The sequence below is a fragment of the Micromonospora sp. SL1-18 genome, from assembly GCF_047921505.1.
Lineage (GTDB): Bacteria > Actinomycetota > Actinomycetes > Mycobacteriales > Micromonosporaceae > Micromonospora.
Map to the genome: position 1 here is coordinate 48987 of NZ_JBLROA010000008.1, position 24890 is coordinate 73876.

20 protein-coding genes and 3 pseudogenes are annotated in these 24890 nt (G+C 71.1%); 13 read left to right on the top strand and 10 right to left on the bottom strand.

Annotation, left to right across the window (positions count from 1 at the left end; translation table 11 throughout):
* Positions 1 to 196 precede the first annotated feature (196 nt).
* Positions 197 to 577, top strand: coding sequence for a cupin domain-containing protein (locus tag ACNAW0_RS05475; RefSeq protein ID WP_416286604.1), 381 nt, complete (start codon positions 197 to 199; stop codon positions 575 to 577).
* A gap of 170 nt (positions 578 to 747) precedes the next feature.
* A pseudogene (locus tag ACNAW0_RS05480) lies at positions 748 to 2241 on the top strand (purine-cytosine permease family protein).
* A gap of 98 nt (positions 2242 to 2339) precedes the next feature.
* Here the strand turns inward: ACNAW0_RS05480 and ACNAW0_RS05485 are convergent.
* Both ACNAW0_RS05485 and ACNAW0_RS05490 read right to left on the bottom strand, forming a co-directional pair.
* Positions 2340 to 2948: pseudogene (locus ACNAW0_RS05485) on the bottom strand (LysR family substrate-binding domain-containing protein); the annotation flags it as partial.
* A 5-nt stretch (positions 2949 to 2953) separates the two neighbouring features.
* The gene (locus ACNAW0_RS05490) at positions 2954 to 3154 is read right to left on the bottom strand and encodes a LysR family transcriptional regulator (RefSeq protein WP_416286605.1); all 201 of its coding nucleotides are present in this window, start codon (positions 3152 to 3154) and stop codon (positions 2954 to 2956) included.
* Between the two features lie 109 nt (positions 3155 to 3263).
* Here ACNAW0_RS05490 and ACNAW0_RS05495 point away from each other — a divergent pair, with 109 nt between their 5' ends.
* Together ACNAW0_RS05495 and ACNAW0_RS05500 are read left to right on the top strand one after the other, a co-directional pair.
* Positions 3264 to 4226, top strand: a complete 963-nt coding sequence (locus tag ACNAW0_RS05495) for an FAD-dependent oxidoreductase (protein ID WP_416286606.1) — start codon at positions 3264 to 3266, stop codon at positions 4224 to 4226.
* 367 nt (positions 4227 to 4593) lie between these two features.
* Entirely contained in the window at positions 4594 to 5763 is a 1170-nt protein-coding gene (locus tag ACNAW0_RS05500; protein ID WP_416286607.1) for an MFS transporter, read from the top strand.
* Between the two features lie 17 nt (positions 5764 to 5780).
* On the opposite strand, the gene ACNAW0_RS05505 is transcribed toward ACNAW0_RS05500, so the two are convergent.
* Genes ACNAW0_RS05505 through ACNAW0_RS05515 form a run of 3 tightly spaced genes read right to left on the bottom strand, consistent with a single transcriptional unit; the run spans position 5781 to position 9372 of the window.
* Positions 5781 to 6740, bottom strand: coding sequence for an ROK family protein (locus tag ACNAW0_RS05505; protein ID WP_416286608.1), 960 nt, complete (start codon positions 6738 to 6740; stop codon positions 5781 to 5783).
* A 4-nt stretch (positions 6741 to 6744) separates the two neighbouring features.
* Positions 6745 to 8214, bottom strand: a complete 1470-nt coding sequence (locus ACNAW0_RS05510; protein WP_416286609.1) for a M81 family metallopeptidase — start codon at positions 8212 to 8214, stop codon at positions 6745 to 6747.
* 12 nt (positions 8215 to 8226) lie between these two features.
* The gene (locus ACNAW0_RS05515; RefSeq protein ID WP_416286610.1) at positions 8227 to 9372 is read right to left on the bottom strand and encodes an ROK family transcriptional regulator; all 1146 of its coding nucleotides are present in this window, start codon (positions 9370 to 9372) and stop codon (positions 8227 to 8229) included.
* Between the two features lie 288 nt (positions 9373 to 9660).
* Here ACNAW0_RS05515 and ACNAW0_RS05520 point away from each other — a divergent pair, with 288 nt between their 5' ends.
* The 7 genes and pseudogenes from ACNAW0_RS05520 (at position 9661) to ACNAW0_RS05550 (ending at position 17862) form a co-directional block, all read left to right on the top strand.
* A complete protein-coding gene (locus tag ACNAW0_RS05520; RefSeq protein WP_416286611.1) occupies positions 9661 to 11466 on the top strand; it encodes a peptide ABC transporter substrate-binding protein in 1806 nt (601 codons plus the stop codon).
* Positions 11467 to 11543: 77 nt separating this feature from the next.
* Positions 11544 to 12503 (top strand): ABC transporter permease, encoded by a 960-nt coding sequence (locus ACNAW0_RS05525; RefSeq protein ID WP_416286612.1) that lies wholly within the window; start codon positions 11544 to 11546, stop codon positions 12501 to 12503.
* A complete protein-coding gene (locus ACNAW0_RS05530; protein WP_416286613.1) occupies positions 12500 to 13423 on the top strand; it encodes an ABC transporter permease in 924 nt (307 codons plus the stop codon). The genes ACNAW0_RS05525 and ACNAW0_RS05530 overlap by 4 nt, the downstream gene beginning before the upstream one ends.
* A gap of 13 nt (positions 13424 to 13436) precedes the next feature.
* Positions 13437 to 15566, top strand: coding sequence for a dipeptide ABC transporter ATP-binding protein (locus ACNAW0_RS05535; RefSeq protein WP_416286614.1), 2130 nt, complete (start codon positions 13437 to 13439; stop codon positions 15564 to 15566).
* Between the two features lie 43 nt (positions 15567 to 15609).
* Complete coding sequence (locus ACNAW0_RS05540) at positions 15610 to 16308, top strand: copper homeostasis protein CutC (RefSeq protein ID WP_416286615.1); 699 nt, start codon at positions 15610 to 15612, stop codon at positions 16306 to 16308.
* A gap of 92 nt (positions 16309 to 16400) precedes the next feature.
* Positions 16401 to 16523 (top strand): annotated as a pseudogene (locus ACNAW0_RS05545) (helix-turn-helix domain-containing protein); the annotation flags it as partial.
* Positions 16524 to 17196: 673 nt separating this feature from the next.
* On the top strand, positions 17197 to 17862 hold the full coding sequence (locus ACNAW0_RS05550) for an RNA-guided endonuclease InsQ/TnpB family protein (RefSeq protein ID WP_416286616.1): 666 nt from the start codon (positions 17197 to 17199) through the stop codon (positions 17860 to 17862).
* Between the two features lie 9 nt (positions 17863 to 17871).
* Here the strand turns inward: ACNAW0_RS05550 and ACNAW0_RS05555 are convergent, their stop codons facing one another.
* Positions 17872 to 18855, bottom strand: coding sequence for a DUF5937 family protein (locus ACNAW0_RS05555; protein WP_416286617.1), 984 nt, complete (start codon positions 18853 to 18855; stop codon positions 17872 to 17874).
* A 116-nt stretch (positions 18856 to 18971) separates the two neighbouring features.
* Between ACNAW0_RS05555 and ACNAW0_RS05560 the strand changes: the two genes are divergently transcribed.
* On the top strand, positions 18972 to 19478 hold the full coding sequence (locus tag ACNAW0_RS05560) for a tetratricopeptide repeat protein (RefSeq protein ID WP_416286618.1): 507 nt from the start codon (positions 18972 to 18974) through the stop codon (positions 19476 to 19478).
* Here ACNAW0_RS05560 and ACNAW0_RS05565 read toward each other — a convergent pair.
* Complete coding sequence (locus ACNAW0_RS05565; protein ID WP_416286619.1) at positions 19448 to 20080, bottom strand: TetR/AcrR family transcriptional regulator; 633 nt, start codon at positions 20078 to 20080, stop codon at positions 19448 to 19450. The genes ACNAW0_RS05560 and ACNAW0_RS05565 overlap by 31 nt on opposite strands.
* Positions 20081 to 20277: 197 nt before the next feature.
* Here ACNAW0_RS05565 and ACNAW0_RS05570 point away from each other — a divergent pair, with 197 nt between their 5' ends.
* A complete protein-coding gene (locus ACNAW0_RS05570; protein WP_416286620.1) occupies positions 20278 to 21123 on the top strand; it encodes a class I SAM-dependent methyltransferase in 846 nt (281 codons plus the stop codon).
* 48 nt (positions 21124 to 21171) lie between these two features.
* Here ACNAW0_RS05570 and ACNAW0_RS05575 read toward each other — a convergent pair whose 3' ends face one another.
* The 3 genes from ACNAW0_RS05575 to ACNAW0_RS05585 all read right to left on the bottom strand — a co-directional run bounded on the left by ACNAW0_RS05575 (position 21172) and on the right by ACNAW0_RS05585 (position 24880).
* A complete protein-coding gene (locus ACNAW0_RS05575; protein ID WP_416286621.1) occupies positions 21172 to 21693 on the bottom strand; it encodes a hypothetical protein in 522 nt (173 codons plus the stop codon).
* A gap of 245 nt (positions 21694 to 21938) precedes the next feature.
* Entirely contained in the window at positions 21939 to 23813 is a 1875-nt protein-coding gene (locus ACNAW0_RS05580; RefSeq protein ID WP_416286622.1) for a Xaa-Pro dipeptidyl-peptidase, read from the bottom strand.
* Between the two features lie 74 nt (positions 23814 to 23887).
* On the bottom strand, positions 23888 to 24880 hold the full coding sequence (locus ACNAW0_RS05585; protein WP_416286623.1) for a TIGR03842 family LLM class F420-dependent oxidoreductase: 993 nt from the start codon (positions 24878 to 24880) through the stop codon (positions 23888 to 23890).
* Positions 24881 to 24890: the final 10 nt, after the last annotated feature.

Below are 24890 nucleotides of genomic sequence, written 5' to 3' on the forward strand. Positions count from 1 at the left end.
CTGGGTTCCGAAGAGGATCGGCCGGGAGCCGGGCGCGAGGCAATCGTGCCGGGGTCCTAAACCGCGGTACGGGTTTCATACCCGACAACGAAGTTGCCCCGTCTCGCCGTTCTCTTCACCGTGGCCGCGTGTCAGCAGGCCGAGCAGGTCGTAGGGTCCGGCGGAACCGTCGATCACCTACGAAGGAGACTTCGCCGTGAACGCGCCACACTCCCCGGCCGAACACTCCACCACCCCGCACCTTGTCGACCTCAACGACGTTCCGTGGCCCGAACTGCAGCCGGATCCCCGGGCGGTGGTAGGAGACCCGCAAACCCGGACGATCACGCTCGTCGACTCCGGGAACCACGAGGCGGGGCTGTGGGAGTGCACGCCCGGGGAGTTCGCGTCAGATCACCGGGGCTACATCGAGTTCATCCACGTCATCGACGGCGACGCGGACCTGGTCGGGGACGACGGTTCGGTCGTCACGCTGGCTCCGGGGACCATTGTCACGATTCCGGACGGATGGAGCGGGCGCTGGCGCGTGCGGCGGACCGTGGTGAAGTCATTCGCGATCATCCGGGACGGGAGCTGACCGCCGGCCGGGCGGGCGATCCGGGTTAGCCGGCGTCGTCCGAAAGCACAACGTCGGCGCGGTTCTTGGTTCGCCAGCACGATGGCGGCGGCGCCGAGGCCACCCCTACTGTCCCCGCAACCGGGCCCTCGCCCGTACCCGTCAGCGGGCTGACCTCTCATGGAGACCTCATGTCGGAAACAACCAGATCCCCGGAGCGGCAGGCGCCGTCGGAGACGGGTCCGAGTGTCGAGGCGGCGCCGATCCGTGGCATCGAGTTCCGCTCCATCGACTACGTGCCGGCCCGTGAGCGGCACGGTCGGCTCAGCGACCAGGCCACGATCTGGTTCGCCGGCAGCGCCCAGTTGCTCAGTCTGTCCACGGGCGCCATCGGCATCTGGTCAGGGCTCAACCTGTTCTGGACGCTGATCGCGCTGGCGCTCGGCACCGTCCTCGGCACGATCCCGGTCGCCGCCCACGCCAGCCAGGGCCCGCACCTCGGGCTGCCGCAGATGGTGCAGTCCCGGCCACAGTTCGGCCGTTACGGGTCGATGTTCATCTGGGCAGTGGCGGTGCTCGTGTACTGGGGGTACGTCGTCTTCGGCGTCAACACCATGGGAGCGACCGCGCACTAGCTGGGCATGGGCCCGGGCTGGCTCTGGATGGTCATCCTGGGCATCGTCGCGATGGTGTTCGCCGTGTACGGATACGACTGGCTACACGTCGGTCAGCGGATCGTCACGATCCTGCTCGTCGTCGCGTTGCTGGTGTTCACCGTGGGCGCCTCGGTTGGCGGTCACATCCCCGCCGCGCAGTTGGCCGCGTCGGACACCTTCGACCTGACGAAGTTTCTCGTCGTCGTCTCGGCGGCGGCGGTCTACCAGCTGTCGTGGGCGTTCTTCGTCTCGGACTACTCCCGTTACATGCCGGCGAACACCAGCCACCGCTCGATCATCGCGTACACCGCACTCGGCGCGGGTCTGGGCGTCTACTGGATGGAGGCTCTGGGTGCCATAGCGGCCGCCATCTTCCCGGAGGCGGGGCTCACCGGCGCGTTGCAGGATGCCTCCGACCAGGTGTTCGGCGGCCTAGGCATGATCGTGCTGGTTCTCGGCGGCATCTCGCTGGCCATCTTCACCGGCATGTGCGTCTACGGCGGCTCGCTGACGCTGATCAGTGCGGCGGACAGCGTGCGGCGGGTCTCGCCGAGCCGCGCTATCCGGGTCGTCACGATTCTCCTGATCGCGGTCACGGCGACCGTGGTTGGTCTGCTCATCCCGGACGACTTCCTCAACGGGACGTTCTACACCGTGCTCGCCGTGCTCGGGTACCTGATGGCGCCCTGGACCGCCGTCAACCTGGTCGACTACTTCGTGGTGCGCAGGAACAGGTACTCGGTCCGGGAGATCTTCAACCCGGCCGGGATGTACGGGCGGTGGAACTGGCGCGGCCTCACCGCGTACTGGATCTCGTTCGCCGTGATGATCCCGTTCATGTATCTGAGCTTCTTCCACGGCGTTATCGCCGAGGCGCTCAACGGCGTCGACCTGGCGTTCTTCGTCGGGATTCCGGTGGCCGGCCTGCTGTACTGGCTCTTCTGCCGATCGTTGGATGTGGAGCGGGAATGGGCCATCATCCCGACTGCGGATCGTGACCTGGACGCGTTCGGCCAGCCGATCGAGTGATCGGCCGCAGCTGACGCAGCATCTGCCGTGGCAGTGGGCAGGGCCGGGTTCGTGCTGTCGCCTGGCCAGGCCAGGGCAACATCCACGGTGGGCGCCGGGGCGGTGAACCGGCGCAGCCGCACATCGCGCAGCCGCAGCGCACGGGCCCGGCCGGCCGGGACGGCCGCGACCACGTCGCCCTGCGCCACCGCCCGCAGCAGCTGCTCGTCGTCCGGCTCCTGCCGCACGAGCCGGAAGCCGCCGTGCGGCCAGACCTGGGCGATCGTACGGTCGAACATGCCGGGGCCGTTCTCGCGCGGCCACATCACGGCCGGCAGGTCGACCACCTCGGCCCGGCTGATCCGGCGGCGGCCGGCGGCGAGCGGGTGGCCCGCGGGCAGGGCCAGCAGCAGCTCCTCGGTGTCGATCGCCCGGCAGGCCAGCGCCGGCTCGTCGACCGGCGGGCGGACGAACGCCACGTCGAGCCGGCCGGCGAGCAGGCCGGCCACGTTCGGCGCCGTCCAGGCCGTCTCCGCGACCACCTCGACGTCCGGGTGGGCGGCCCGGAACCGGGCGACCAGCGCGTCGACCCGACCGCCACGCGCCGACCGGGTGTACGCCAGCCGGAGCCGGCCGCCCCGCCCGCGTACCAGGTCCCGGATGCGGGCGGTCCCCGCGTCCACCTCGGCGAGCAGCCGGGCGGCCTCGTCGGCGACCCGCGCCCCCACCTCCGTCAGTGTGCAGCCCGGCTGGTGCGATGCACGAGCGGCACGCCGAGCTGGCGTTCCAGGGTCCGGATCTGCTGGCTGAGCGCGGGCTGGGCGACGCGCAGCCGGGCGGCGGCCCGGGTGAAGTGCAGTTCCTCGGCGAGCACCGCGAAGTAGCGCAGCCGCTGCAGGTCCGAGCAGGCGTCCAGGGTCGGCACGTCGGACATGCACCGATCATAAGCGCCGCTTATCGCCGGCTGCCCGATCGGTTTTGGACAACGGCCCGCCAAGACGGCGACGATCCGAGGCCAACGGCACGAGCGACGGGAGCGGACGATGGCGGCGGCGACGGACGTGGTGGTGGTCGGCGGCGGGGTCGTCGGGATGACGGCGGCGGTCGCTCTTCAGCAGCGGGGGGCGCGGGTGACCGTGCTGGCCGCCGACGACCCGGCGGACACGGTATCCACGGTGGCCGCCGCGGTCTGGTACCCGAGCCACACGGACCAGGACCCGCGGGTGCTGCGCTGGGCGGGCCAGACGCGTGCGGAGCTGGAACGCCAGGCGGCCGACGGCGTGCCGGGGGTGGTCGACCGGCCGACCCGGATGCTGCTGCGCCACCCGTACGTCGGCCCGCCGTGGTGGGCGCAGGCGTGCGGGGACCTGGTGGCCGAGCCGGCGCGGGCGCCGTACACGGCGTTGCTGCGGTTCACCGCGCCGACGGTGGAGATGACGCCGTACCTGGCCTGGCTGCGGCAGCGGCTGGAGTCCGGCGGCGGACGGGTGCTACGTCGCCGGGTGCGGCGGCTCGCGGACGCGTTCGACACTGCGCCGATTGCCGTCAACGCGACGGGGCTGGCCGCCGGTCGGCTCGCGGCCGACCCGGCCGTGCACCCGGTGCGCGGGCATGTGGTGCTGGTGGCGAACCCGGGTCTGACCGTCTCGGTGCGTGACGAGGACGACCCGGCTGGGATCACGTACGTGCACCCGCGCCGGCATGACGTGGTGCTCGGCGGCACGTATCAGCCGGGGGTGGGGCACACCGCGGCCGACCCGGACACGGCGGCGGCGATCCGGCGCCGCTGCGTCGCGCTGGTGCCGGAGTTGGCCGACGCGCCGGTGCTCGACGAGCGGATCGGGCTGCGGCCGGCCCGGCACGGTGGTCCGCGGGTCGAGGTGGACCCGGACCCGGCGGGCCCGCCCGGCAGCCGGCTCGTGCACGCGTACGGCCACGGCGGGGCGGGGGTCACCCTGTCCTGGGGGTGCGCCGCCGAGGTGGCGGACCTCGCCCTGGGCGGCTGACCGGGCGCACCCGGCACAGCGGGGCCGGCGCCCGGCAGGCGCGGCCGCTGTCACGGGGCTGGTCGGCGGCCTAGACTGTCGGGGTGGTCCCGATCGACGCCGTCGCCGCAGCGTACGGCTGCTGGATCACCCCCGATTTGCCGCTGTACGGCAACGACTACGAGCGCTCCGACTTCGCTCCCTGATCCGCCGGGCTCCGCTTGTTTTCCGGTCCACGTCCGCCATTTCTGGGGAGCGCCCTGTCATGCCCGTACCTGACCACAGCCGCAGTGCCCCGCCAGCCGGAGGCCTGTCCACCGCGGATTCGCCGTTCGGCTCGACGCCGAGCGATGCCAAGACCTCCTCCACCTCTGCAAACACCTCGGCCTTGGCCATACTCCGGGCGCCGCAGACCGCCCGGGTGCTCGCCGCCAGCCTGCTCGGTCGGATCCCACTCGGCGCCGCCCCGCTGGCCTTGTTGCTCTTCGCCCGGGAGGCGATGACGCTCACGGTCGCGGGTCTGCTGGTCGGCGCGTTCACCGCCGGCACCGCGGTTGGTCAGCCGATGTTCGCCCGGATGGCGGACCGGTGGCGGCAGCCGCCGGTGTTGAGGCTGGCGGCGATGGTTTCCACGATCGGGTTCGCGCTCACCGCGGCGCGGGTCAACCTGCCAGTGACCGTGCTCGCCGCCGGTCTGGCCGGGCTGGGCGCGCCGCCCTTCGAGTCGTGCCTGCGGGTGCTGTGGCGCGACCTGCTCCCCGCGCAGCAGGTGCAGACCGCGTACACGTTGGACATCGCCGTACAAGAAGCGATCTTCATCCTTGGTCCGGTGGTCACGCTCGCCGCCGTCGCGCTGGCTGGCCCGGGCGGCGGCCTGGCGGCGGCAGCACTGTTCCAGGCCGTAGGCACGCTGTGGTTCGCCACCACCGGCGCCGTCCGCCGCTGGCTGGGCGAGCCGGCGGTCCGACACTGGGCCGGCCCGCTGCGCGTCGGCCGGTTCCGGCTGATCCTCGGCGCACTGCTGATGGTCGGCGCGGCGGTGGGCAGCGTGACGGTTGCCGCGACCGGGTACGCCGAGTCGTTCGGCGCCCGATCCTGGGCGGGTTGGCTGCTCGCCGCGCAGGCGACCGGGGCGTTGCTCGGCGGCCTGCTCTACGTGCGCTTCACCATGCTGCGTCGGTACGTCACCCTGCCCCGTGTGGTCGGGATCTTCGCCGCCGGTTACCTGCCTCTGCTACTCACACCGGCTCCGCCGGTCATGTTGGTGCTGATGGCGGTGAGCGGGCTCGCGCTGCCGCCGCTACTTACCGTCGCGTTCGTCGCGATCGACGAGGTTGCCCCCGCCGGTACGGCGGCCGAGGCATTCGCCTGGGCGGCGACCGCCTTCTCGGTCGGCAGCGCGGGCGGCGCGGCGGCGGCTGGGGCGCTGCTGGACGCGGTGGGACAGCTCATTGCCGGCTTTCTGCTCGCGCCGCTGAGCGCTGCCGGGGCCTGCGCGATCCTGCTGTTGGGCGGCAGGCCCCGCCATACCCGGGCGGGCAGCCTGCAGTCTTGCTGAGGACTGGCGCGCACGCGCTAATGCGGCACGAGGTCGGGTGCGCCCCAGCCGTCGGGAACGGGCAGGCCAGCCTGCCGTCGGGCCAGGACAGCGGCGCCGACCTGCGCGGCCTGGGCACCGAAGGCGGAGCGCAGCACCGGGGGCGGGGGCCGCCAGGCGAGGGCCGCGCGTAGGGCGTCGCGTACCGGGTCGAAGAACAGCGCGCCCGCGTCGGCGAGCCCACCGCCGAGAACGATGCGGGCCGGGTCGAGGGTCAGGGTGAGGGTGGCCAGGGCGGTCCCCAGAGCCTGGGTCGCGTCGTCCCAGACGGTGCGGGCGACCGAATCGGTGGCCACCGCGCCGGCGATGGCTCGGCTGTCCAACCCCGGGGTACCGCCGAGTCGGGCATAGCGGCGGGCCAGCCCGCCGGCGGAGGCGTACACCTCCAGGCATCCCCGCTGCCCGCAGCTGCACGGCTCCCCGCCGGGATAGACCGGCATGTGCCCGACCTCGCCGGCCGAGCCGGTCGCACCCGGCACCGGCGAACCATGCACCACCACCGCCGCGGCGATGCCGGTGCCCAGCGGCAGCAGCAGGAAGTTGTCCAGTCCACTGGCCGCTCCGGCCACCGCCTCGGCGACGCCGGCCGCCCGCGCGTCGTGCCCGACCGCCACCGGCAGCCGGAGGTCGTCCCCGACGAGGGTGCGCAGCGGCACGTCGCGGAACCGGAGGTTGGCGGCGTACCGCACCACCCCGGCAACCTCGTCGACGAGGCCCGGCGTGACCACGCCGATCGCGGCGGGTGTGCTGCCGAGGGCGAGCGCGTCGTCGCGCAACCGGAGGCACAGGGACCGGACCGCCTTGACCGGGTCGTCGTCCGCGCTCGACGGCACGACCAGCGAATGCCGGAACTGGCCGTCCTCGCCGACCACGGCCCCCTTGACGGTCGTGCCCCCGACGTCGACGGCGAGGACGCAGTGGTCTTCGGGCTGCGTCACGCGATCACCCGGCCACCACGGTGAGGTCCGCGGCGAAGTCGCGGTCCAGGGGGAACACCGGTCGTACCACATTCTGGTACGGCAGCCGCGCGAGGTCCTGGTCGACGCCGCCCGGCGTCAGCGCGAGCAGCCAGTCGCCGGCCGCGTCGAACAGCTCCGGCTCGAGGTAGCCGATCTTCACCACGACGAGATCCACCGCGTCGACCGCGATTCCCAGCCGGGCGTACGACTCCAGCAGGCGGTACTGCATCCGGCGGGAGGTGACGAAGACGCTGAGCCCGCCGACCCGTACGCTGACGCACCGCCCACCGTCGGGATCGTCGGCGACCGCCTCGAGGATCCCGACGAGGGGGAGCGGGCCCGGGGCACGTGAGTCGATCCGGCCGCCGACCGTCACCCGCACGGGTGAGCCGAGCGGCTGGTCGGCGATCTGTGCCACGGCCTGCGGGTCGACCAGCGAGGCGAACACGGCACGGTGCGAGCCGTCGCGGATCTCGGGGCGGGCCAGCATCCGCTCAAGGGCATAGGTGACGTCGTCGGCGCCGCCGGCACCCGGGTTGTCGCCCGAGTCGCTGATGAAGAACGGTCGCCGGCCGGGATCGGCGACCGCGGCCAGGGCGGTGTCGAGGCACTCGTCCATCGAGCCGGTGGGGGCGACGAAGGAGAACTCGTCGCGGGCCGCCCAGAAGTGCCCGCCGAGCTCACGGGCCGCCTCGCTGGTGGCGGTGGCGTCGGTGCCGGTGACGACGACCGCGCCCTGGCAGCGCGGCTGGTCGGCCCAGGCGAACCCGATCCAGATCGCCGCGTCGATGATGCCGTCGCGGGCCTCGACGTCGGGGATCCTCGCGTAGAGTCCCCGGGCCGGCTCCTCGCGGGTGCTGGTCATCTCGCCCGGTAGCAGGATCGGCACGTGGACCATGGCCTTGTGCGGGCGCTGCTGCCGGCGCAGCGCCTCGACCAGGTTCCGGGCGGCGCGCTCCCGGGTCTCCCACACGTCGATGTGCGGGGCGGTGCGGTAGCAGGTGAGCAGGTCGCAGGCGTCAAAGAGCACCTGCGAGACGTTGCCGTGCAGATCCATCGCCGCGGAGATGAACGGCTCCGGGCCGATCACCGACCGGATGGCGGTGACCAGGTCGCCCTCCGCGTCGTCGCGTCCGACGACGCTCATCGCGCCGTGGATGTCCAGCAGCATGCCGTCCACCGGGCCGGCGGCAGCGAGCTTCTCCACCATCTCGGTGGCCCAGGCCTCGTAGGTTGCCGGGTCCACCGCCCCGCCGGGCAGGGCCCGCGCGTGCACGAGCGGGGTCCACTCGACGTCGACGGCCCAGGACTGGGCGGGGGAGAGCCAGTCGTACCGCGCCAGCAGCGCCTCGTCCCGGGTGACCTCGAAGTCGTGGGCGGCGCTCAGGTGGGGCGAGAACGTGCTGGACTCGATGTGGATGCCGCCGATGGCGACACGGAGGGGACGGGGCACGGGTGTTGCTCCTCAGGAGGGTCGTACGTCGGCCGTGGTGCGCAGCAGGTGCCCGAGGCCGACCAGGGCGGCATCCGGGCCCGCGACGCTGGCTTCGATGGTCAGGGACTGGGTCATGGACGGTAGGCAGCGCTCGTAGAGCATCCCCCGGGTCGCGGCCACGTAGACGTCGAGGCTGGACAGCGCGCCGCCGATGACGACGGCGTCGGGGTTGAGGAAGTTGACCAGGCCGGAGAGAGCCACGCCGAGCAGCCTCCCGGCGTGGCGCACCATGGTCACCACGGTCGGGTCGGCGTCGCTGACCGCCGCCATGATGTCCCGGACGGTGGTCGCCGATGAGCCTTGCTCGGCCAACTGGCGGGCCAGGGCGGCACCGCTGGCGACGGTCTCCAGGCAGCCCCGGCTGCCACAGGAGCACTCCCGCTCGCCGCTGTCCGCCACGCGTACGTGGGTGACGTCGCCGCTGAGGCCGCGGCCGCCCCGGTAGACCTGGCCGCCGCTGACCAGGCAGGCACCGATGCCGGTGCCGGCCTTGACGTAGATCATGTCGCCCGGCTCCTGGCCCCGGGTGACGTACTCGCCGATCGCCGCCGCCTTGGCGTCGTTGTCGACGATCACCGGCAGCTGGAAGCGCTCGGCGAGGTACGCCCTCGCGTCGACGCCGCTCCAGCCGGGCATCCGGGCCGGGCCGACCAGCCGCCCGTCGGGGAACGCGACCGGGCCCGGTAGGGCGACGCCGACCCCGAGCAGCTCCTGGCCGGGCGCGGCCGCCGCCTGGAGCCGCGCGAAGGTCGCCGCGACAACGTCGAAAACCTCGTCGGGCCCGCTGGCGATGTCGATCGCCACTTCCTCGGTGGCGCGCAGCTCCCCGCCGGGTGCGCACAACCCCACCCGGGCGTGCCTGCCGCCCAGTTCCGCGACGGCGAGGACCCCCTTGGTCTCCCGTAGGCGCAGGATCCGCGGACGGCGTCCCCCGGTGGACCGGCCCACCCCCTCCTCCAGGATGACGCCCTCCTCGAGGAGCCGGCGGACCACGGTAGTGACGGTCGAGGGGGCGACCTGCAACGCCTCGATCAGGTCGGCGCGTGAGGTGGCCGCGCCGCTGGCGAGCAGGCTGAGGGTCTGGTCGCGCAGAGTGGCGGAGATCGATGGTTCCAAGATGCCTCTCCTTGTTCGGGGCGGTCCTCCGGCGCGCTCAGTCTGTCGCAGTTCCCGAGCCTCGGCGCTCCGGAGTCCGCGCGAAGAGTATCGGTCGATCCTTCGCCGACTTGGATCGTACCTTGGCCGAAGTACGCGAATAAAGAGGGTAAGTTCCGTTGACTCGGCACTTCGGCCCGGATACATTCTCCGCGTCGAACGTCGAGGAGCAGCACAGGCGGCTGACCGCGTGGCAATGCCGCTGGCGCCCGGAGACGCGGGCCACTCGCACATCAATCGAGGAGATTCATGAGGAGCAGATTTGCCGGGCGCGCCCTCCGCGGCGCGGTGGCGGCAGCGAGCGCGGTCGCCCTCGGGGCGGGCCTGGTCGCCTGCGGCGGCGGCAGCGGTTCGTCGAAGGACGGCGGGAGCCAGGGCAAGGACACCGCGACGGTCGCCTTCCGTACCCCCAACTGGATCCTGCCGATCTCGGCACCCGGCTTCACCCAGGGCGAGAACGCCATCTTCGGTCAGGCCCTGTACCGGTCCCTGTACCAGTACAAGCTGGACGGCACCGCGCAGTACAACATCGACCCGCAGCGCTCGATGGCCGAGCCGCCGGTGGTGAGCGACGGCGGCAAGACGCTGACCATCACGCTGAAGGACAACACCTGGTCCGACGGCAAGCCCGTCACCACCAAGGACATCCAGTTCTGGTACGACCTGGTCACGGCGAACAAGGACAAGTGGGCGTCCTACCGGGCCGGCGGCCTCCCGGACAACATCGCGCAGTGGTCGGTCAAGGACGACAAGACCTTCTCGATCACCACTACGAAGGTCTACAACACCGCCTGGTTCGTGGACAACCAGCTCAACAAGATCACCCCGATGCCGGAGCACGCCTGGGACAAGGACTCCGCCACCGCGGCCGTGAGCAACCTGGCCAGCACGCCGGAGGGCGCGAAGAAGGTCTTCGACTTCCTCACCGCAGCCGCCAAGGACCCCAAGACGTACGACTCCAACGAGCTGTGGAAGGTCAACAGCGGCCCGTGGAAGCTGGCGAAGTACGTGCCGAACGGCGAGGTCACCCTCGCCGCCCAGCCGAACTACTCCGGCGTGGACAAGCCGAAGCTGGCCAAGGTCGTGCTGCGGCCGTTCACCGGCGACGACGCCGAGTTCAACGTGCTGCGCGCCGGTGACATCGACTACGGGTACGTGCCGGCGGCCAACCTGTCCCAGGAGGGCTACCTCAAGTCCAAGGGCTACACGGTCTCTCCCTGGTACGGCTGGTCCGTCACCTACCTGCAGCTGAACTTCAACAACCCGAAGACCGGGGTGCTGTTCAAGCAGCCGTACCTGCGGCAGGCGCTGCAGATGCTCATCGACCAGCCGACGATCAGCAAGGTCATCTGGTCCGGCACGGCCGCGCCCACCTGCGGCCCGGTGCCGGCCAAGCCGGGCACCAACGGCACCGACGCCGCCGGCTGCGTGTACTCGTTCGACCCGGCCAAGGCCAAGGAACTGCTGGAGAGCCACGGCTGGAAGGTGACCCCGGACGGGCAGACCGCCTGCCAGTCGCCGGGTACCGGGCCGAACCAGTGCGGCGACGGCATCGCCGCCGGCGCGGCGTTGGACTTCACCGTGACCAGCCAGACCGGCTTCTCCGCCACCACCAAGATGTTCGCCGAGATCAAGTCGCAGATGGCCAAGCTCGGCATCCAGCTGACCATCAAGGAGGTGCCCGACTCGGTCGCGGTCACCCCGGCCTGCAAGCCGACCGAGGCGACCTGCACGTGGGACTTGTCCTTCTTCGGCTCGCAGGGCAGCTGGTACTACCCGGCCTTCGCCAGCGGCGAGCGGCTCTTCGCCACCGGCGCCCCGGTGAACCTGGGCAGCTACAGCAACCCGGAGGCCGACAAGCTCATCGAGGCCACCCAGTTCTCCGGCGACGAGAGCACGCTCAAGGCGTACAACGACTTCCTCGCCAAGGACCTGCCGGTGCTCTGGATGCCGAACCCGGTGTTCCAGGTCTCGGCGTACCGGTCCGGCCTGCAGGGAGTCGAGCCGCAGGACCCGATGAACTTCATGTACTTCCAGGACTGGTCCTGGAAGTGACCGATCACTGATCGTCCCGGCCTCGGCGGCGCCCACCGCGCCGCCGGGGCCCCGACCGGGGAGGAGGCACGGCCCAGGTGGTCCGGTACCTCATCACGCGCTTGGGCCAGGCCCTCGTCGTCGTCGTGCTCGTCACGGTGATCGCGTTCCTCATCCTGCACCTGCTGCCCGGGGGTGCGGCGCGGGCCACCCTCGGCAAGGAGGCGACGCTGGAGCAGTTGGCGGCGTTCAACCACGAGATGGGCTACGACCGGCCGTGGATCCAGCAGTACGGCATGTACGTGCAGCGCCTGCTGCACGGCGATCTCGGCTACTCGTTCCAGCTCAACCAGTCGGTCGTCGAGGCGATCAGCCAGCGGCTGCCGAAGACCATGGTGCTGTCACTGCTGTCGACCCTGCTCGCCATCGTGCTGGCGATCCCGCTCGGGGTGATCCAGGCGGTACGCCGCAACCGCTGGCCCGACTACGCCATCACCTCGCTGTCACTGCTGGCGTACGCCACGCCCATCTTCTTCATGGGCCTCATGATGATCATTCTCTTCTCGCAGGTCTGGCCGATCCTGCCGCCGGAGGCGCCGCAAGGGTTCACGGTCGCGGAGGTGCTCGCCGACCCGGCCGGACTGGTCCTGCCCACCGTCACCCTCGCCATCGTCACCATCGCCGTCTACTCGCGGTACGTACGCTCCGCCATGGTCGACAACCTCAACGAGAACTACGTCCGCACCGCCCGCAGCAAAGGCCTCTCCGAGCGGCGGGTCGTGCTGCGGCACACCCTGCGCAACGGGTTGTTCCCGGTCATCACCCTGCTCGGGATGTACCTGCCCGCGCTGTTCAGCGGGGCGTTGGTCGTCGAGTCGCTGTTCAACTTCCCCGGCATGGGGCAGCTGTTCTGGCAGGCGGCGCTCAAGCGTGACTTCCCGATCCTGCTCGGCGTCACCGTCATCATCTCGATCGCGACGGTCGTCGGCGCGCTCGTCGCCGACCTGCTCTACGCCGCCGTCGATCCCCGGGTCCGACTCCGCGGGAGCGCGTCATGACCACCCTCTCCGAGGCGGCCCGCCCAGGCACCGCCCCCGACCAGCCGGCCGACGCGACCGAGGCGCCGGTGCGCGGCCTCTGGCGGCAGGGGTTGGTCGTCTTCTGCGAGAACCGGCTCGCCCTGGTCGGCCTGGGCCTGTTCGTCCTGCTGGCCGGGATCTGCTTCCTCGGCCCGCTCTTCTACCACACCGACCAGGTGCACACGGACCTCACCGCCGTACACCTGGCCCCCGGTGAGCAGCAGCATCCGCTCGGCACCGACGGGGTCGGCTACGACCAGCTGGGGCGGCTCATGCTCGGCGGCCAGACCTCGATCATCGTCGGGCTCGCGGCCGGGATCCTCGCCACCGCCCTGGGCACCCTCTGGGGCGCCGTCGCCGGGTTCGTCGGCGGGTGGATGGACGCGGCGATGATGCGGGTGGTCGACGCACTGATGTCGATCCCGTCGCTGTTCCTCTTCATGCTGCTCGCCGCCATCGTCACACCGAGCGTGCCGATGCTCATCCTCATCATCGGCGCCTTCGCCTGGCTGGGGCCGGCCCGGCTCGTCCGAGGTGAGGCACTGACCCTGCGCTCCCGCGAGTACGTCCAGGCCATGCGCGCGATGGGCGGTACGGGCGGCCGGGCCGTACGCCGGCACATCGTGCCGAACGCCATCGGGACAGTGATCGTCAACGCGACCTTCCAGGTCGCCGACGCGATCCTCTACGTCGCGTACCTGTCCTTCCTCGGCCTCGGCGTCCCACCGCCGGCTGCGAACTGGGGCGGGATGCTCTCCGACGGCCTCGCGGACACCTACAGCGGCCACTGGTGGCTGCTGTACCCGCCCGGAATCGCCATCATCCTCATCGTCCTCGCCTTCAACTTCATCGGCGACGGGCTGAGGGACGCCTTCGAGGTCCGCCTCCGGCGGCGGTAGCAGGAGCAGGAAAATGAGCGAATCGACCGACGTTCGGCACTCCTCGGCCGTCGGGGGCGCGGCAGGGGGCCAGCCCCTGCTGGAACTGCGCGACCTCGACACCGACATCGCGCTGCGCCGCGGTACGGTCCACGCCCTCGACGGGGTCAATCTTGAGGTCATGCCGGGGGAGACCCTCGGCGTCGTCGGCGAGTCGGGCAGCGGCAAGACCATGACCGCGCTGTCGATCATGGGTCTGCTGCCGCCCGGCGGCCGAGTGTCCGGGGGCCAGATCCTCTTCGAGGGCCGCGACCTGCGATCGTTGTCGGCCGACGAGGTGCGCCGGATCCGTGGCGTCCGGATGGGCATGGTCTTCCAGGACCCGCTCACCTCGCTCAACCCGACCATGCGGATCGGGGTTCAGGTCGCCGAACCGCTCCGGGTGCACGAGAGGGTCGGCCGGGCGGAGGCCCGGGAACGGGCCATCGAGATCCTGCGCCGGGTCGGCATGCCCCGGCCGGACCGGATCGTCGACAACTATCCGCACGAGTTGTCCGGTGGGATGCGGCAACGGGCCGCCATCGGGATGGCACTGGTCTGCTCGCCGCGCCTGCTCATCGCCGACGAACCGACCACCGCGCTCGACGTCACCACCCAGCGGCAGATCCTCGAACTCATCGACGACCTGCGGGAAGAGTTCGGGATGGCCGTCATCCTGGTCACCCACGATCTGGGGGTGATCGCCGGCCGCGCCGACCGGGTCGCCGTCATGTACGCCGGACGGGTGGTGGAGACCGCCGCGACCGAGAAGCTGTTCCGTTCGCCTCGGCACCGCTACACCGAGGCGCTGATGGAGGCGCTCCCCGAGTCGGCGATCCGGGAGGCCGGTGAACACGCCCGGCTCTACAGCATCCCCGGACTGCCGCCGGACCTGTCCCGACCCCTGGCCGGCTGCCGGTTCGCGCCACGCTGCCGGCACGTCACCGACGAGTGCCGGATCACCGAGCTGACCCTGTCGGCCGACGAGCACCAGCACGCCTGCCTGCACCCAGTGCCCCTGGCGCCCGCCGCACCGGTCACCCGGCCGGCTCCGGTACGGGTCGAACCGGCGCCGCAGCCGGTCGGCTCCACGGCCGGACCAGCCGAGCCGGCGGCCACCCCGGTCCTGTCCGTGCGGGCACTGGTCAAGAACTACGCGGCGCACGGCAGTGGACTGCTGCGCCGGACCGCTGGGCAGGTGAGCGCCGTGGCGGGGGTCTCCTTCGACGTCGGTCCGGGGGAGACGTTCGGGCTGGTCGGCGAGTCCGGCTGCGGCAAGTCCACCGTCGGACGGCTCGCCGTCGGGCTGGAGCGGCCGACCGCCGGGCAGATCATGTTGGACGGCACGGACATCGCCGGCCTGGCCGGGCGGGAGCGCCGCCGGATGCACCGGCAGGTCCAACTGATGTTCCAGGACAGCTACGCCGCGATGAACCCCCGAATGCGCGTCGACGCCATCCTCGCCGAACCGCTCGAGATCCAGAGGGTGGGCGACGGGGCGGCCCGCCGGGCGCGGATCGCGGCCCTACTCGACCAGGTAGGGCTGTCGCGGCGGGTTTTGGAGCGCTACCCCCACGAGTTCTCCGGCGGCCAGTTGCAGCGCATCGGGCTGGCCCGGTCGCTGGCCCTGCAACCTCGGCTGATCGTCGGCGACGAGCCGGTGAGCGCGCTGGACGTGTCGATCCAGGCGCAGGTCCTCAACCTCATGCGGGACCTGCAGCGCGAGCTCGGCTTGGCGTACGTCTTCATCAGCCACGACCTGTCCGTCGTCGACTACATGGCGGACCGGATCGGCGTCATGTACCTCGGCAAGCTCGTCGAGGTCGGACCCGCCCGGGACGTGGTCCGGGCTGCCCGGCATCCGTACACGCAGGCGCTCATCGACGCCGTTCCGTCCGTCACGCCGAACGCCGAGACTACGCGCGGCGGCATCACCATCCGGGGTGAGCTGCCCAGCGCTTTGAACCCGCCCACCGGGTGCCGGTTCCGGACCCGCTGCCCACTCGCGCAGCAGATCTGCGAGACCGAGCCGCCGCTGGCCGGCGACGCGCACCAGGTGGCCTGCCACTTCCCGCTGCGCCCGGAGCCGAGCCAGGCCTCCCGTGCGGGCCGGGCGGCCGCATGACCGAGCGAAGCGAGGTCAACAGTCATGCCGATGAGGGGGCGGCATGACCGCGGTGGAGATCTGCGTGAGTGACGTGCCGACCGCGTTGGTGGCCGAGGCGGCCGGGGCCGACCGGGTGGAGCTCTGCGCCGATCTCGGTCAGGGCGGCACCACCCCCAGCCTGGGGACGGTGGAGGTCGCCCTGCGGACGTTGCACAGGGTGGGGGTACGGGTCATGGTCCGCCCCCGTGGCGGTGACTTCCGGGTGAGCGAGATCGAGGAGCAGGTCATGCTCGCCGACATCGCGGCCATCCGTAGCCTGCCCAATCCGCACGGCCTCGCGGTCGGGGTGGTGGTCGGTGCCGTCGCCGCCGACGGCGACCTCGATCTGGCCGTGCTGCGGCGCCTGATCCAGGCGGCGGGCCCGCTGCCAGTGACCGTGCACAAGGCCTTCGACGAGGTCGGCGACCAGCTACGCGCACTCGCGGACATCATCGACCTCGGGGCCGACGCGGTGCTCACCTCGGGCGGGGCCGCCACCGCCCTGGACGGCGCCGCGCGGATCGCAGCGCTGCGGCAGCGGGCCGGCGACCGGTTGCGGGTCATCGCCGGCGGCGGCATCCGATCGCACAACGTCCGGCAGGTGCTCGCGGAGACCGGGGCGCGGGAGGTGCACCTGCGGGCACCGGTGCAGCACGACGGACGCGAGGCCACCGACGGCGACGAGGTACGCCGGGTCGTCGACGCCACCCGCGCCCGCTGACGAGCCCAGCGACCAGACCATCACCTGCTAACGCCGCCGAACCCGCACTAGTGTTTCGGGAGTGTCGTAGGTGGCGGGCATGCTGTGGGGCTGTGGGGAGGTTTACCGCGTTCCGGTTCACAGTCGATCCGTCGCCGTCGCAGGTGGTGGTGTTGGCTCGTCATGCGGGGGCGTCCCGGTTCGCGTTCAACCAGTGCCTGGCTCTGGTGAAGGAAGCCCTGGATGCGAAGCGTCGGGGTGGGTCGGTGGTGGTGCCGTGGTCGGGTTTCGACCTGATCAACGCGTTCAACTCGTGGAAGTGCTCGGCGGAGGCGGGTCGCCGCTTCGTGGTCGATGCGGCCGGCTCGACGGAGATCGTGGCGACGGGGTTGTCGTGGCGGGCGCAGGTGTGTCAGCAGGTGTGTGAGGAAGCCGCCGTCGACCTGGGCCATGGCCTGGCCGCCTGGGCCGACTCGCGGCGGGGGGAACGGCCAGGCCGCCGGGTCGGGTTTCCCACATTCAAACGCAAGACCCGCACCCGGGCGTCGTTCCGGATCCGCTGCACCACCAAGGCCGGCCGGGCGAGCATCCGGGTAGGGGACCCGACAGCCGGTCCTCGCAGTGTGTGTCTGCCGAAGATCGGGGTCTTGAGGGTACGGGAGGACACCCGCCGCCTGCGGCGGATGATCCGCACCGGCCGAGCCCACATCCGGTATGCCACCGTCTCCTGCCGGGCCGGCCGGTGGACCATCACCGTGACGGTCCAGGCAGTAGATCTGCATCCCGCCCGCCAGCACCCGCCCCGCCCCGACACCGACAGCAGCGGTGGTGGTTGGGTGGGCGTCGACCGCGGCCTCGCCGCACTCGTCGTGGCCGCCGACACCACCGGCCGACAGCGGCTGCGCGTCGATGACGCGCCGCGCCCGCTGCGGACCGCCCTGCCAAAAGCTACGGCGCCTGTCCCGCCAGGTCAGCCGCAAACAGCGAGGCTCACGCAACCGGGCCGAGGCTGCCGCCCGGCTGGGCCGTGCCCACCTGCGTGTCGCGAACGTGCGTCGCCACTTTCTGCACGAGGTCGCCAACCGGCTGGTCAAGACTCACGACCGGCTGGTCCTGGAAACCCTGCACACCGCCGGCCTGCTCCGTAACCGGCGTCTGGCCGCCGCCATCTCCGACGCCGGCTGGGCGGACCTGGCCCGCATCATCGGCTACCAACAATCCTGGCGGGGCGGGCAGACCGCCTTGGCGCCCCGCTGGTACCCGTCCACCAGAATGTGCAGTGGCTGCCGCACCATCGGCCCGGCACTGCCCCTGTCCGTGCGCATCTTCGCCTGTGGCGAGTGTGGGTATACGGCGGACCGGGACGTCAACGCGGCGGTCAACCTCGCTGTCTGGGCCGAGCAACATGCTCAGACCCGGGACCCCGAAGTACGAGGCCCGGTCATCAACGCCTCCCGAGGGGACGGCTCTGGCCAGCGCCCACGCGCCGGTGAAACCAGCCCCGATGACGGAGGAACCCTGCCGCCACGAATATCCGTGACGGCAGGGACGCCCGAGAAGGGCGGTGTCTCATGACCCAACAGACTATTGAGACACTCTGTAACGGAGCACGGCTTCGCCGAGGGGCGTACGCCGATAGCGGATCTCGTGCCGGTGTCGTTCCCCGGCGACGAACCCGGCGTCGCGCAGCACCGACAGATGCTCGGAGACCGTCCCGGCGGCCAGCGCGTGGCGGTGGGCCAGCGTCGTTGTGCTGGCCGGCTCGTCGAGGCTGATCAGCAGCACCGCCCGGGTTTTGCCGATCAACCGGCCCAAAGCCGCATGCCGATCGGCGGAGAGGGGCTGCCAGAGCGTGCCGAGCCCGCGCGCCGGATAGATCACCGTGGGCTGCCACGGCGGATCCACGATGACGACGACCTGATCCCACTTGAATGCGCTGGGCACCAGGACGAGCCCCTCGCCGCGCAGCTCGCGGTGTTCATCGTCGCCGTACTCGCGAGACAGCACGCCGTTGCTCCACCGCAGCCGTGGATGCAGCTCGGCGAACAACCGGTCCAGACCGCCTTCGGCGAGGCGTCGGGTCTGGAAGCCCACATCGGCGTCAAGCAGTCCGCGTACCTGCGGCCAGACCGGTTCGACCAAGACCTCCCACGCCTGCTTCACGAGTGAGACCAGCAGCTGGAGAACAACAGCCGGGTCGCCCAGCAGGAGCCGTCCGGTCGCCGACTCGGCCGCCCCCGGGCTGTCCGCCAGCGACCGTCGCAGCTCTGCGCGTACCCGATCATGGTCAGTGGCCGCCACGGCCGCGCGCTCGTCCTCGAACCGGGCGTGCGGGCCGACCGGAGGCGGCGAGAGGAAATCGGGGGTGTAGCCGCGACGCGGCTGGAGCAGGGCGATCGGCCGCAGGTCGAGTTCCCGCGTGTCGATGGTGTCGAGCCAGCGGCGGTGCGGGCCGACGCCTTCGCGCCGGGAGAGCAGGCGCACCGCGGACAGCGTCTCGAGCATGGGTGAGATGGCGAAGCGGCAGCGCAGCAGGTCGGCAGGGCTGAACCGCAGCGTGACCGCCATCCGCACCACCTTCCGCAAGCAGAAGAGATTCGGCGGATGCCGAATCACTGGCGGTCACGGTACCAGCGATCGCAGAGTTCTCCCGACCTGAACCGGCGATCATGAGGAGAGCGACGATGAACCCGAACGCCGACTGGGAGCAGCGCAGCGCGGACCTGTGGGCGGCCTTCAACGCGGCCCCCGACGACTGGGATGGCGAGGAGTTCCGCGAGCGGGTCGGGGCTCTCGCCGACGAGTTGGGGCCGGATCATCCGGTGGCGGCGTTCGAGCGGGCCTGTGCCTGGGACTCGACCGGTCATTCGGACAAGGCGGTTCCGCTCTACCGCAAGGCGCTGGAACTGGGCATCGACGGCATCCGGCGGCGGCGCTCAGTGATCCAGATGTCCAGCTCGCTGCGGAACATCGGGCAGCCCGGGGAGAGCGTCCGGCTGCTGACGGAGGAGCGCGAGCGCGGATCCGACGAACTCGACGACGCGGTCAGCGCGACGCTCGCGCTGGCTCTGACCAGTGTCGGCCGGGAGCGGGAGGCGGTGTCGATCGCCGTCGGGGCGCTCGCCAAGCACCTGCCACGCTATCAGCGGTCGATGGCCAACTACGCCCGGCTCCTGGTCGAGTCCGACTGATTCGCCGAGGGTGATGGCTCGGAGGTCGGCGGGACGAGCGCGGTGAGCAGGCCGGGTGCGGCGAGCCGCTGATAGACGCTGGCGAGGGCGGCGGGTCCGGGCCGGAAATCCTGGTCGACCCACCAGGCGAGCAAGCCGAGGAGCGCGGAGGTGTAGAACGCGGCTGCGATATCGACCGGCAGGTCGCTGCCGGCGGCCTCGATGTGCGGGCGCAGATGGTCGCGGAGCAGGTCGCTGACGAGCCGGTACAGGTGGCGCTGCGCGACGCTACGGCCGCGCCGGCCGCAGAGCGCCCGGTAGAGGTCCCGGTGGCGGTAGGCGTGGGCGAAGATCACGCCGGTCGGGCTGGTCGGATGGGGTGGCACGCCCGGGCTGAGGACGTCGAGGTCGCGCCGCAGCTCGGTGCGCAGGTCGTCGAAGCCGGCCAGCAGCAGGTCATCCTTGTCGCGGTAGTGGGCGTAGAAGGTGGAGCGTCCCACGTCGGCGCGGTCGAGAATGTCCTGCACCGTGATCCGGTCGTAGCCCTTCTCGGGGATCAGGGCCACGAGCGCCTCACGAAGAAGGCGCTGGCTGCGCCGGACCCGGCGGTCCTGTGCCGGCATCTCACATCCCACTTCCCGAACAGTTACCGGCGGATGTCCGGTAACGGATCGTGACGCCGTTCTGATCGTTGAACCGGCTCCTGCCTTCGACCATATTCGGACATTATGTTCGACATCGCCCGAATGTCCGACGGTCCTCGGGCTCTTCAAACCGGGCCGGCGGCGGCCCGATCCGGCGGCAACCTCGGAGGTGGCACATGCATGCGTTCGTCAACGTTGAGCAGGCCGAGGCGTGGAACGGGCCTGAAGGCACGCACTGGGCCGAGCACGCCGCCCAGTGGGACGCGGTCAGCGCAGAGCTCAACGAACCGCTCCTCGCGGCGGGCGGGATCAAACCGGACGACCGGGTGCTCGACCTCGGCTGCGGCAACGGCCAGAGCACCCGGTTGGCCGCCCGGCGCGCCCGGGACGGGTACGCGCTCGGGGTCGACCTGTCCGGCCCGATGCTGCGGACAGCGCGGGCCCACGCCGCCGACGAAGGGCTGACCAACGTCCGGTTCGAGCAGGGCGACGCGCAGGTGCACCCGTTTCCGCCCGGCGAGTTCGATGTCGCCCTCAGCCGTGGCGGGCTGACCTTCTTCGCCAACCCCGGAGCCGCCTTCACCAACATCGCGCACGCGCTGCGACCCGGCGGCCGCCTGGCGTTCACCTGCGCGCGAGCCGTCGACGAACAACAGTGGTTCACCGTGTTCATGACGGCGCTCGTCGGCCGCGTCCCGCGCATCGACCCGACGGCGCCGTACGAGCCGGGCATGTTCTCCCTGGCCGACACCCAACGCGTCGAAGAACTGCTGACCACCGCCGGCTTCCGCGACATCACCATGACCGGCGTCGACCCAGCCATGACCTACGGACGCGACGTCGCGGACGCCACCCAGCTCGTTCTCGGCACCGGACCGGCACGCGCCCTGCTCGACGACGTCGACGCCGCCACCCGAGCGCGGGCCGCACTCACCACCGCCCTGAGCGCCTACGAGCACCCCGACGGTGTCCAGCTAAAGGGAGCATTCTGGCTCGTCACCGCCGTAACGGGCGGCAAATGATCGGAGAACCCGGCTGACCTTCCGTGACCATCTGCGCCCTTGCTCGCGTCACAGTGCGGGGGTCAAACGCCGCAGCCGGCGGTTCCACCATCCGGGGCGGGTGCGGGCCTGCCCGAGCAGCCGCCGGTGCTCCCAATGCTGGTAGGCGACGAGCACCGGCACGAGTCCGAGCATGGCCATCGGTATGCGCAGGCGGGCGGTGCGGTTCTCGGCGACGACGGCGAGCAGGCCCGCGACGGCCGAGGTGTAGAGGATCGGGTTGTAGAAGGGCATCAACTTGGGCCCCAGCCCCTCGCAGTCCGTCAACCAGGGCAGGCCCGCTCGGGTGCGACGAGTCGGCCAACCGAGCAGATGAGCCGACACGGCGGCGAGCCCGAAGCCGTTCGCCGCAGCCAGGAACGTGTCAGTGGAGTCGTCGCGAGCGGTCGCCGTCAGGACGCCACCGGTGACGAGCGTCCAGAAACTCGCGGCGGCGTACGGCCCGATCACCGAGGCGAGCGGCATGCCGACGCCGGCTCCCAGCTCGAAGACCACGTGTCCCGCCAGGCTGACCACGGTCAGCCGGGTCAAGGGCCGGCGTCCGACAGACGACGCCGGTCGGGGACGGACGCGGCCCGTACGGCCTCCGAACATCACCGGAGGGCCGTCGATGTCCGCGCGTCGGAAAGGCTTCATCCGCCCCGCCCCTCACGAGAGTCACCGCCGCCGCTGCCCGCGGGCGCCGGTCCGCCCCTAGTTCGGCGGGTGTACCCCGTTTTCAGGCGAGCATGCGTCGGCCCGGACGGCGCAGCAGCCGTCCGGGCCGACGACGTACGTCAGAAGCCGAGCGCCTCGAGGCCACCGACGATCGGCAGGGTGAGGCGGCTGGAGCCGGGCTGGACAGTCAGTTGCGTGCCGCCGAGCGGCAGCAGGGTGTATTCCTGATCACTGGAGAACACGGCCACCCCGATGCGATGACCCGCCGCGAAGACATAGTCCTTCGGCTGCAGGGTCCAGCGGTAGTCGTACATGATCCCCTGCTTGACTTCGGTGGTGTGCGACCAGCCGGTCCGGTTCTGCGGATCCATCCACCCCCGGGTCACCACCACCGGCCGCCCGGTCGAACCGGGAGCGCCGTAGTCGACCAGATAGACCGACAGGTTCGCGTCTGCGCGGTTGTCGATGGACATCCGCAACCGCATCTCAGGGCGCCCGGACAGGCGCACGTCCCGGGTCAGCACCGGCGAGCGGTAGACGAGCCGGTTGGCGCTGGCCGTGTCGGGTTCGGCCACCAGCGTGCTCGGGCTGATCGTGCGGCCCTCGTCCACGAAGGACTGCTCGGCGCGCTGGTTCCGGGCGTCGGTGGTGATCAGGTTGCCGGGCTCGGTGGCACTGTCGGCGGTAAGGGTCAGCGCCACGTCCCGAGCGCCCGGATCCGGCCAGTTGGCGTACGTGGTGTAGGACCGGTCCTCGCGCTGCAGGACCGCCGTGGGCTCGTCCATGACGCCGTTCTGCACGTTCCACAGCCAGTAGTCGAACCAGCGGTTCTCGGTCTGCTTGTAGGTCCACGCCTGGCCGCCCGGCAGCGTCACCGTCGCGGTGTTACCCGGGCCGCCGTGGCCGCCCTGGTGCAGCCAGATCTTGCGCGGCACGCCGGCCGAGGCGAGCCGGTCCCACCAGCTGGCGAAGCTCTCCGTCTTCACGTTCCAGTCGTTGAGTCCGTGCACGACGAAGACACTCGCGGTGACCTTCTTGGCGCCCGGCAGGTAGTCGCGGGCCCGCCAGAACTCGGTGTAGTCCCCGGTGACCCGATCCTGTTCCGCCGTCAGCTGGGCCATCTCGTCGGCGCACCTGCCCTCGGCGCGCGCCTTCCCCGCCGTGTACTTCGCGAGGACGTCGGCGTCCTCGCCCTGGTAGGTGCCCGGCGCCACCACGAGTCCGTTGGCGCGGTAGTAGTCGTACCAGCTGCTGATCGCGGAGACCGGGATGATGGTCTTGAGGTTCTCGACACCGGTCGTGGCGACCATGTTGGGCAGCGTCCCGTTGTACGACACGCCGGTCATGCCCACCGCTCCGGTGGTCCAGTCGGCGGTGACCGGCTCACCGGCGGCGTTGTACGCCTTCGCCCGGCCGCCCAGCCAGTCGATGATGGCCTTCGTACCGAGCGTCTCCGCCATGTCGCCGCTGGTCGGACAGCCGTCGGAGTCCGCGGTGCCGATGCTCTGCCCGAGCACCACCGCGTATCCCCGCGGGACGTAGTAGTCGTCGAGGGTGCCGGGCAGGTTGGCCCTGGCCCGCTGGATCCCGATCGCCTGCGACTGGCTGCGCAGTTGCTTGGTGAGCCCGGTCTGCGGCAGCTCGTCCAGCAGCACACTCGGGTACGGCACGTTGTTCCAGGTGCCCTTGCGGTACGGGCTGTGCTCGAAGATGACGGGGACCTTGAAGCCCTCCGTGGCGGTCTCCCGCGGGCGGGAGATGTCGGCGACGACCCGGTCCAGCACTCCGTCGTGGTCGGTGTCGAGTGGTGTTTCCACCCACACCCGTTCCTCGATCGCGTCCGCGAACGAGAACACCGGTTGGGTCATCCCGTCGCTGACGACGATGCCGGGTGACGGCGTCGGCGCAGCGCTGGCCGGTGCCGCGGACACGGCCAGGACCGATGCGGTGGTTACAGCGATGGCAAGCAGAACGCTATGGCGCGGTTGGCGCATACCTACCTCCCGTGGTGGGGGTTGTTCGAGAGGATCATGGTAGTTGCGCTACTCGCCGCAGTCGATGCCAGAGATCAGAGGTGGGTGATCACGTCCTTGCCGTACGCGGACAGGGTCTTCTCCTTGTCGTCGTGCATCAGGTACACGGCGAAGTTGCTCACCCCGATCTCCTTGAGTTCCTGCAGCCGGTCGACGTGGGCCGACTCGGGTCCGAGCAGACAGAACCGGTCGACGATCTCGTCCGGCACGAAGTCGGTGGACGGATTGCCGGCCCGGCCGTGGTGTGCGTAGTCGTAGCCCTCGCGGCCCCTGATGTAGTCGGTCAGCGCCTTCGGCACCACGCCGGAGTCGCCGTAGCGCGCGACCAGGTCGGCCACGTGGTTGCCGACCATCCCGCCGAACCAGCGCAGCTGGTCCCGCTGGTGTTCGAGGTCGGTGCCCACGTAGGCGGGCGCGGCCACGCACATGGTGATCGAGTCGGGGTCCCGGCCGGCGGCGGTGGCCGCGTCGCGTACCGAGCCGATGGTCCAGCGGGCGATGTCCGGGTCGGCCGTCTGCAGGATGAAGCCGTCGGCCTGCTCGCCGACCAGCCGCAGCGCCTTCGGGCCGTACGCGGCCATCCAGATCTCCAGCCGGCCGTCCCGCACCCACGGGATACGCACCGGCGTGTCGTGGTGTGCGACCTCCCGGCCCTCGGCCAGCTCCTTGATCACGTGCATCGCCTGGCGCAGCGTGGCGAGGCTCGCCGGCGGCTGGCCGATGACCCGCCGGGCCGAGTCGCCGCGACCGATGCCGCACACCGTTCGGTTGCCGAACATCTCGTTGAGGGTGGCGAACAGGGACGCGGTGACCGACCAGTCGCGGGTGCTCGGGTTGGTCACCATCGGCCCGACGACCAGCTGCTTGGTCGCGGCGAGGACCTGCGAGTAGATGACGAACGGCTCCTGCCACAGCACGCAGGAGTCGAACGTCCAGCCGTAACGGAACCCGTTGTCCTCGGCGGCGGTGAGCCCGGCCACGACGTCGCGGGCGGGCGGGTCGGTCTGGAGTACGACACCGAAGTCCACGGTCACTCCT

Bases quoted from the DNA above. Each gene is read 5' to 3' on its own strand.
- ACNAW0_RS05490 (WP_416286605.1), bottom strand. From the start codon at position 3,154: ATGTCCGACGTGCCGACCCTGGACGCCTGCTCGGACCTGCAGCGGCTG.
- ACNAW0_RS05495 (WP_416286606.1), top strand. From the start codon at position 3,264: ATGGCGGCGGCGACGGACGTGGTGGTGGTCGGCGGCGGGGTCGTCGGG.
- ACNAW0_RS05520 (WP_416286611.1), top strand. From the start codon at position 9,661: ATGAGGAGCAGATTTGCCGGGCGCGCCCTCCGCGGCGCGGTGGCGGCA.
- ACNAW0_RS05530 (WP_416286613.1), top strand. From the start codon at position 12,500: ATGACCACCCTCTCCGAGGCGGCCCGCCCAGGCACCGCCCCCGACCAG.
- ACNAW0_RS05535 (WP_416286614.1), top strand. From the start codon at position 13,437: ATGAGCGAATCGACCGACGTTCGGCACTCCTCGGCCGTCGGGGGCGCG.
- ACNAW0_RS05540 (WP_416286615.1), top strand. From the start codon at position 15,610: ATGACCGCGGTGGAGATCTGCGTGAGTGACGTGCCGACCGCGTTGGTG.
- ACNAW0_RS05550 (WP_416286616.1), top strand. From the start codon at position 17,197: ATGACGCGCCGCGCCCGCTGCGGACCGCCCTGCCAAAAGCTACGGCGC.
- ACNAW0_RS05555 (WP_416286617.1), bottom strand. From the start codon at position 18,855: ATGGCGGTCACGCTGCGGTTCAGCCCTGCCGACCTGCTGCGCTGCCGC.
- ACNAW0_RS05560 (WP_416286618.1), top strand. From the start codon at position 18,972: ATGAACCCGAACGCCGACTGGGAGCAGCGCAGCGCGGACCTGTGGGCG.
- ACNAW0_RS05565 (WP_416286619.1), bottom strand. From the start codon at position 20,080: ATGCCGGCACAGGACCGCCGGGTCCGGCGCAGCCAGCGCCTTCTTCGT.
- ACNAW0_RS05570 (WP_416286620.1), top strand. From the start codon at position 20,278: ATGCATGCGTTCGTCAACGTTGAGCAGGCCGAGGCGTGGAACGGGCCT.
- ACNAW0_RS05580 (WP_416286622.1), bottom strand. From the start codon at position 23,813: ATGCGCCAACCGCGCCATAGCGTTCTGCTTGCCATCGCTGTAACCACC.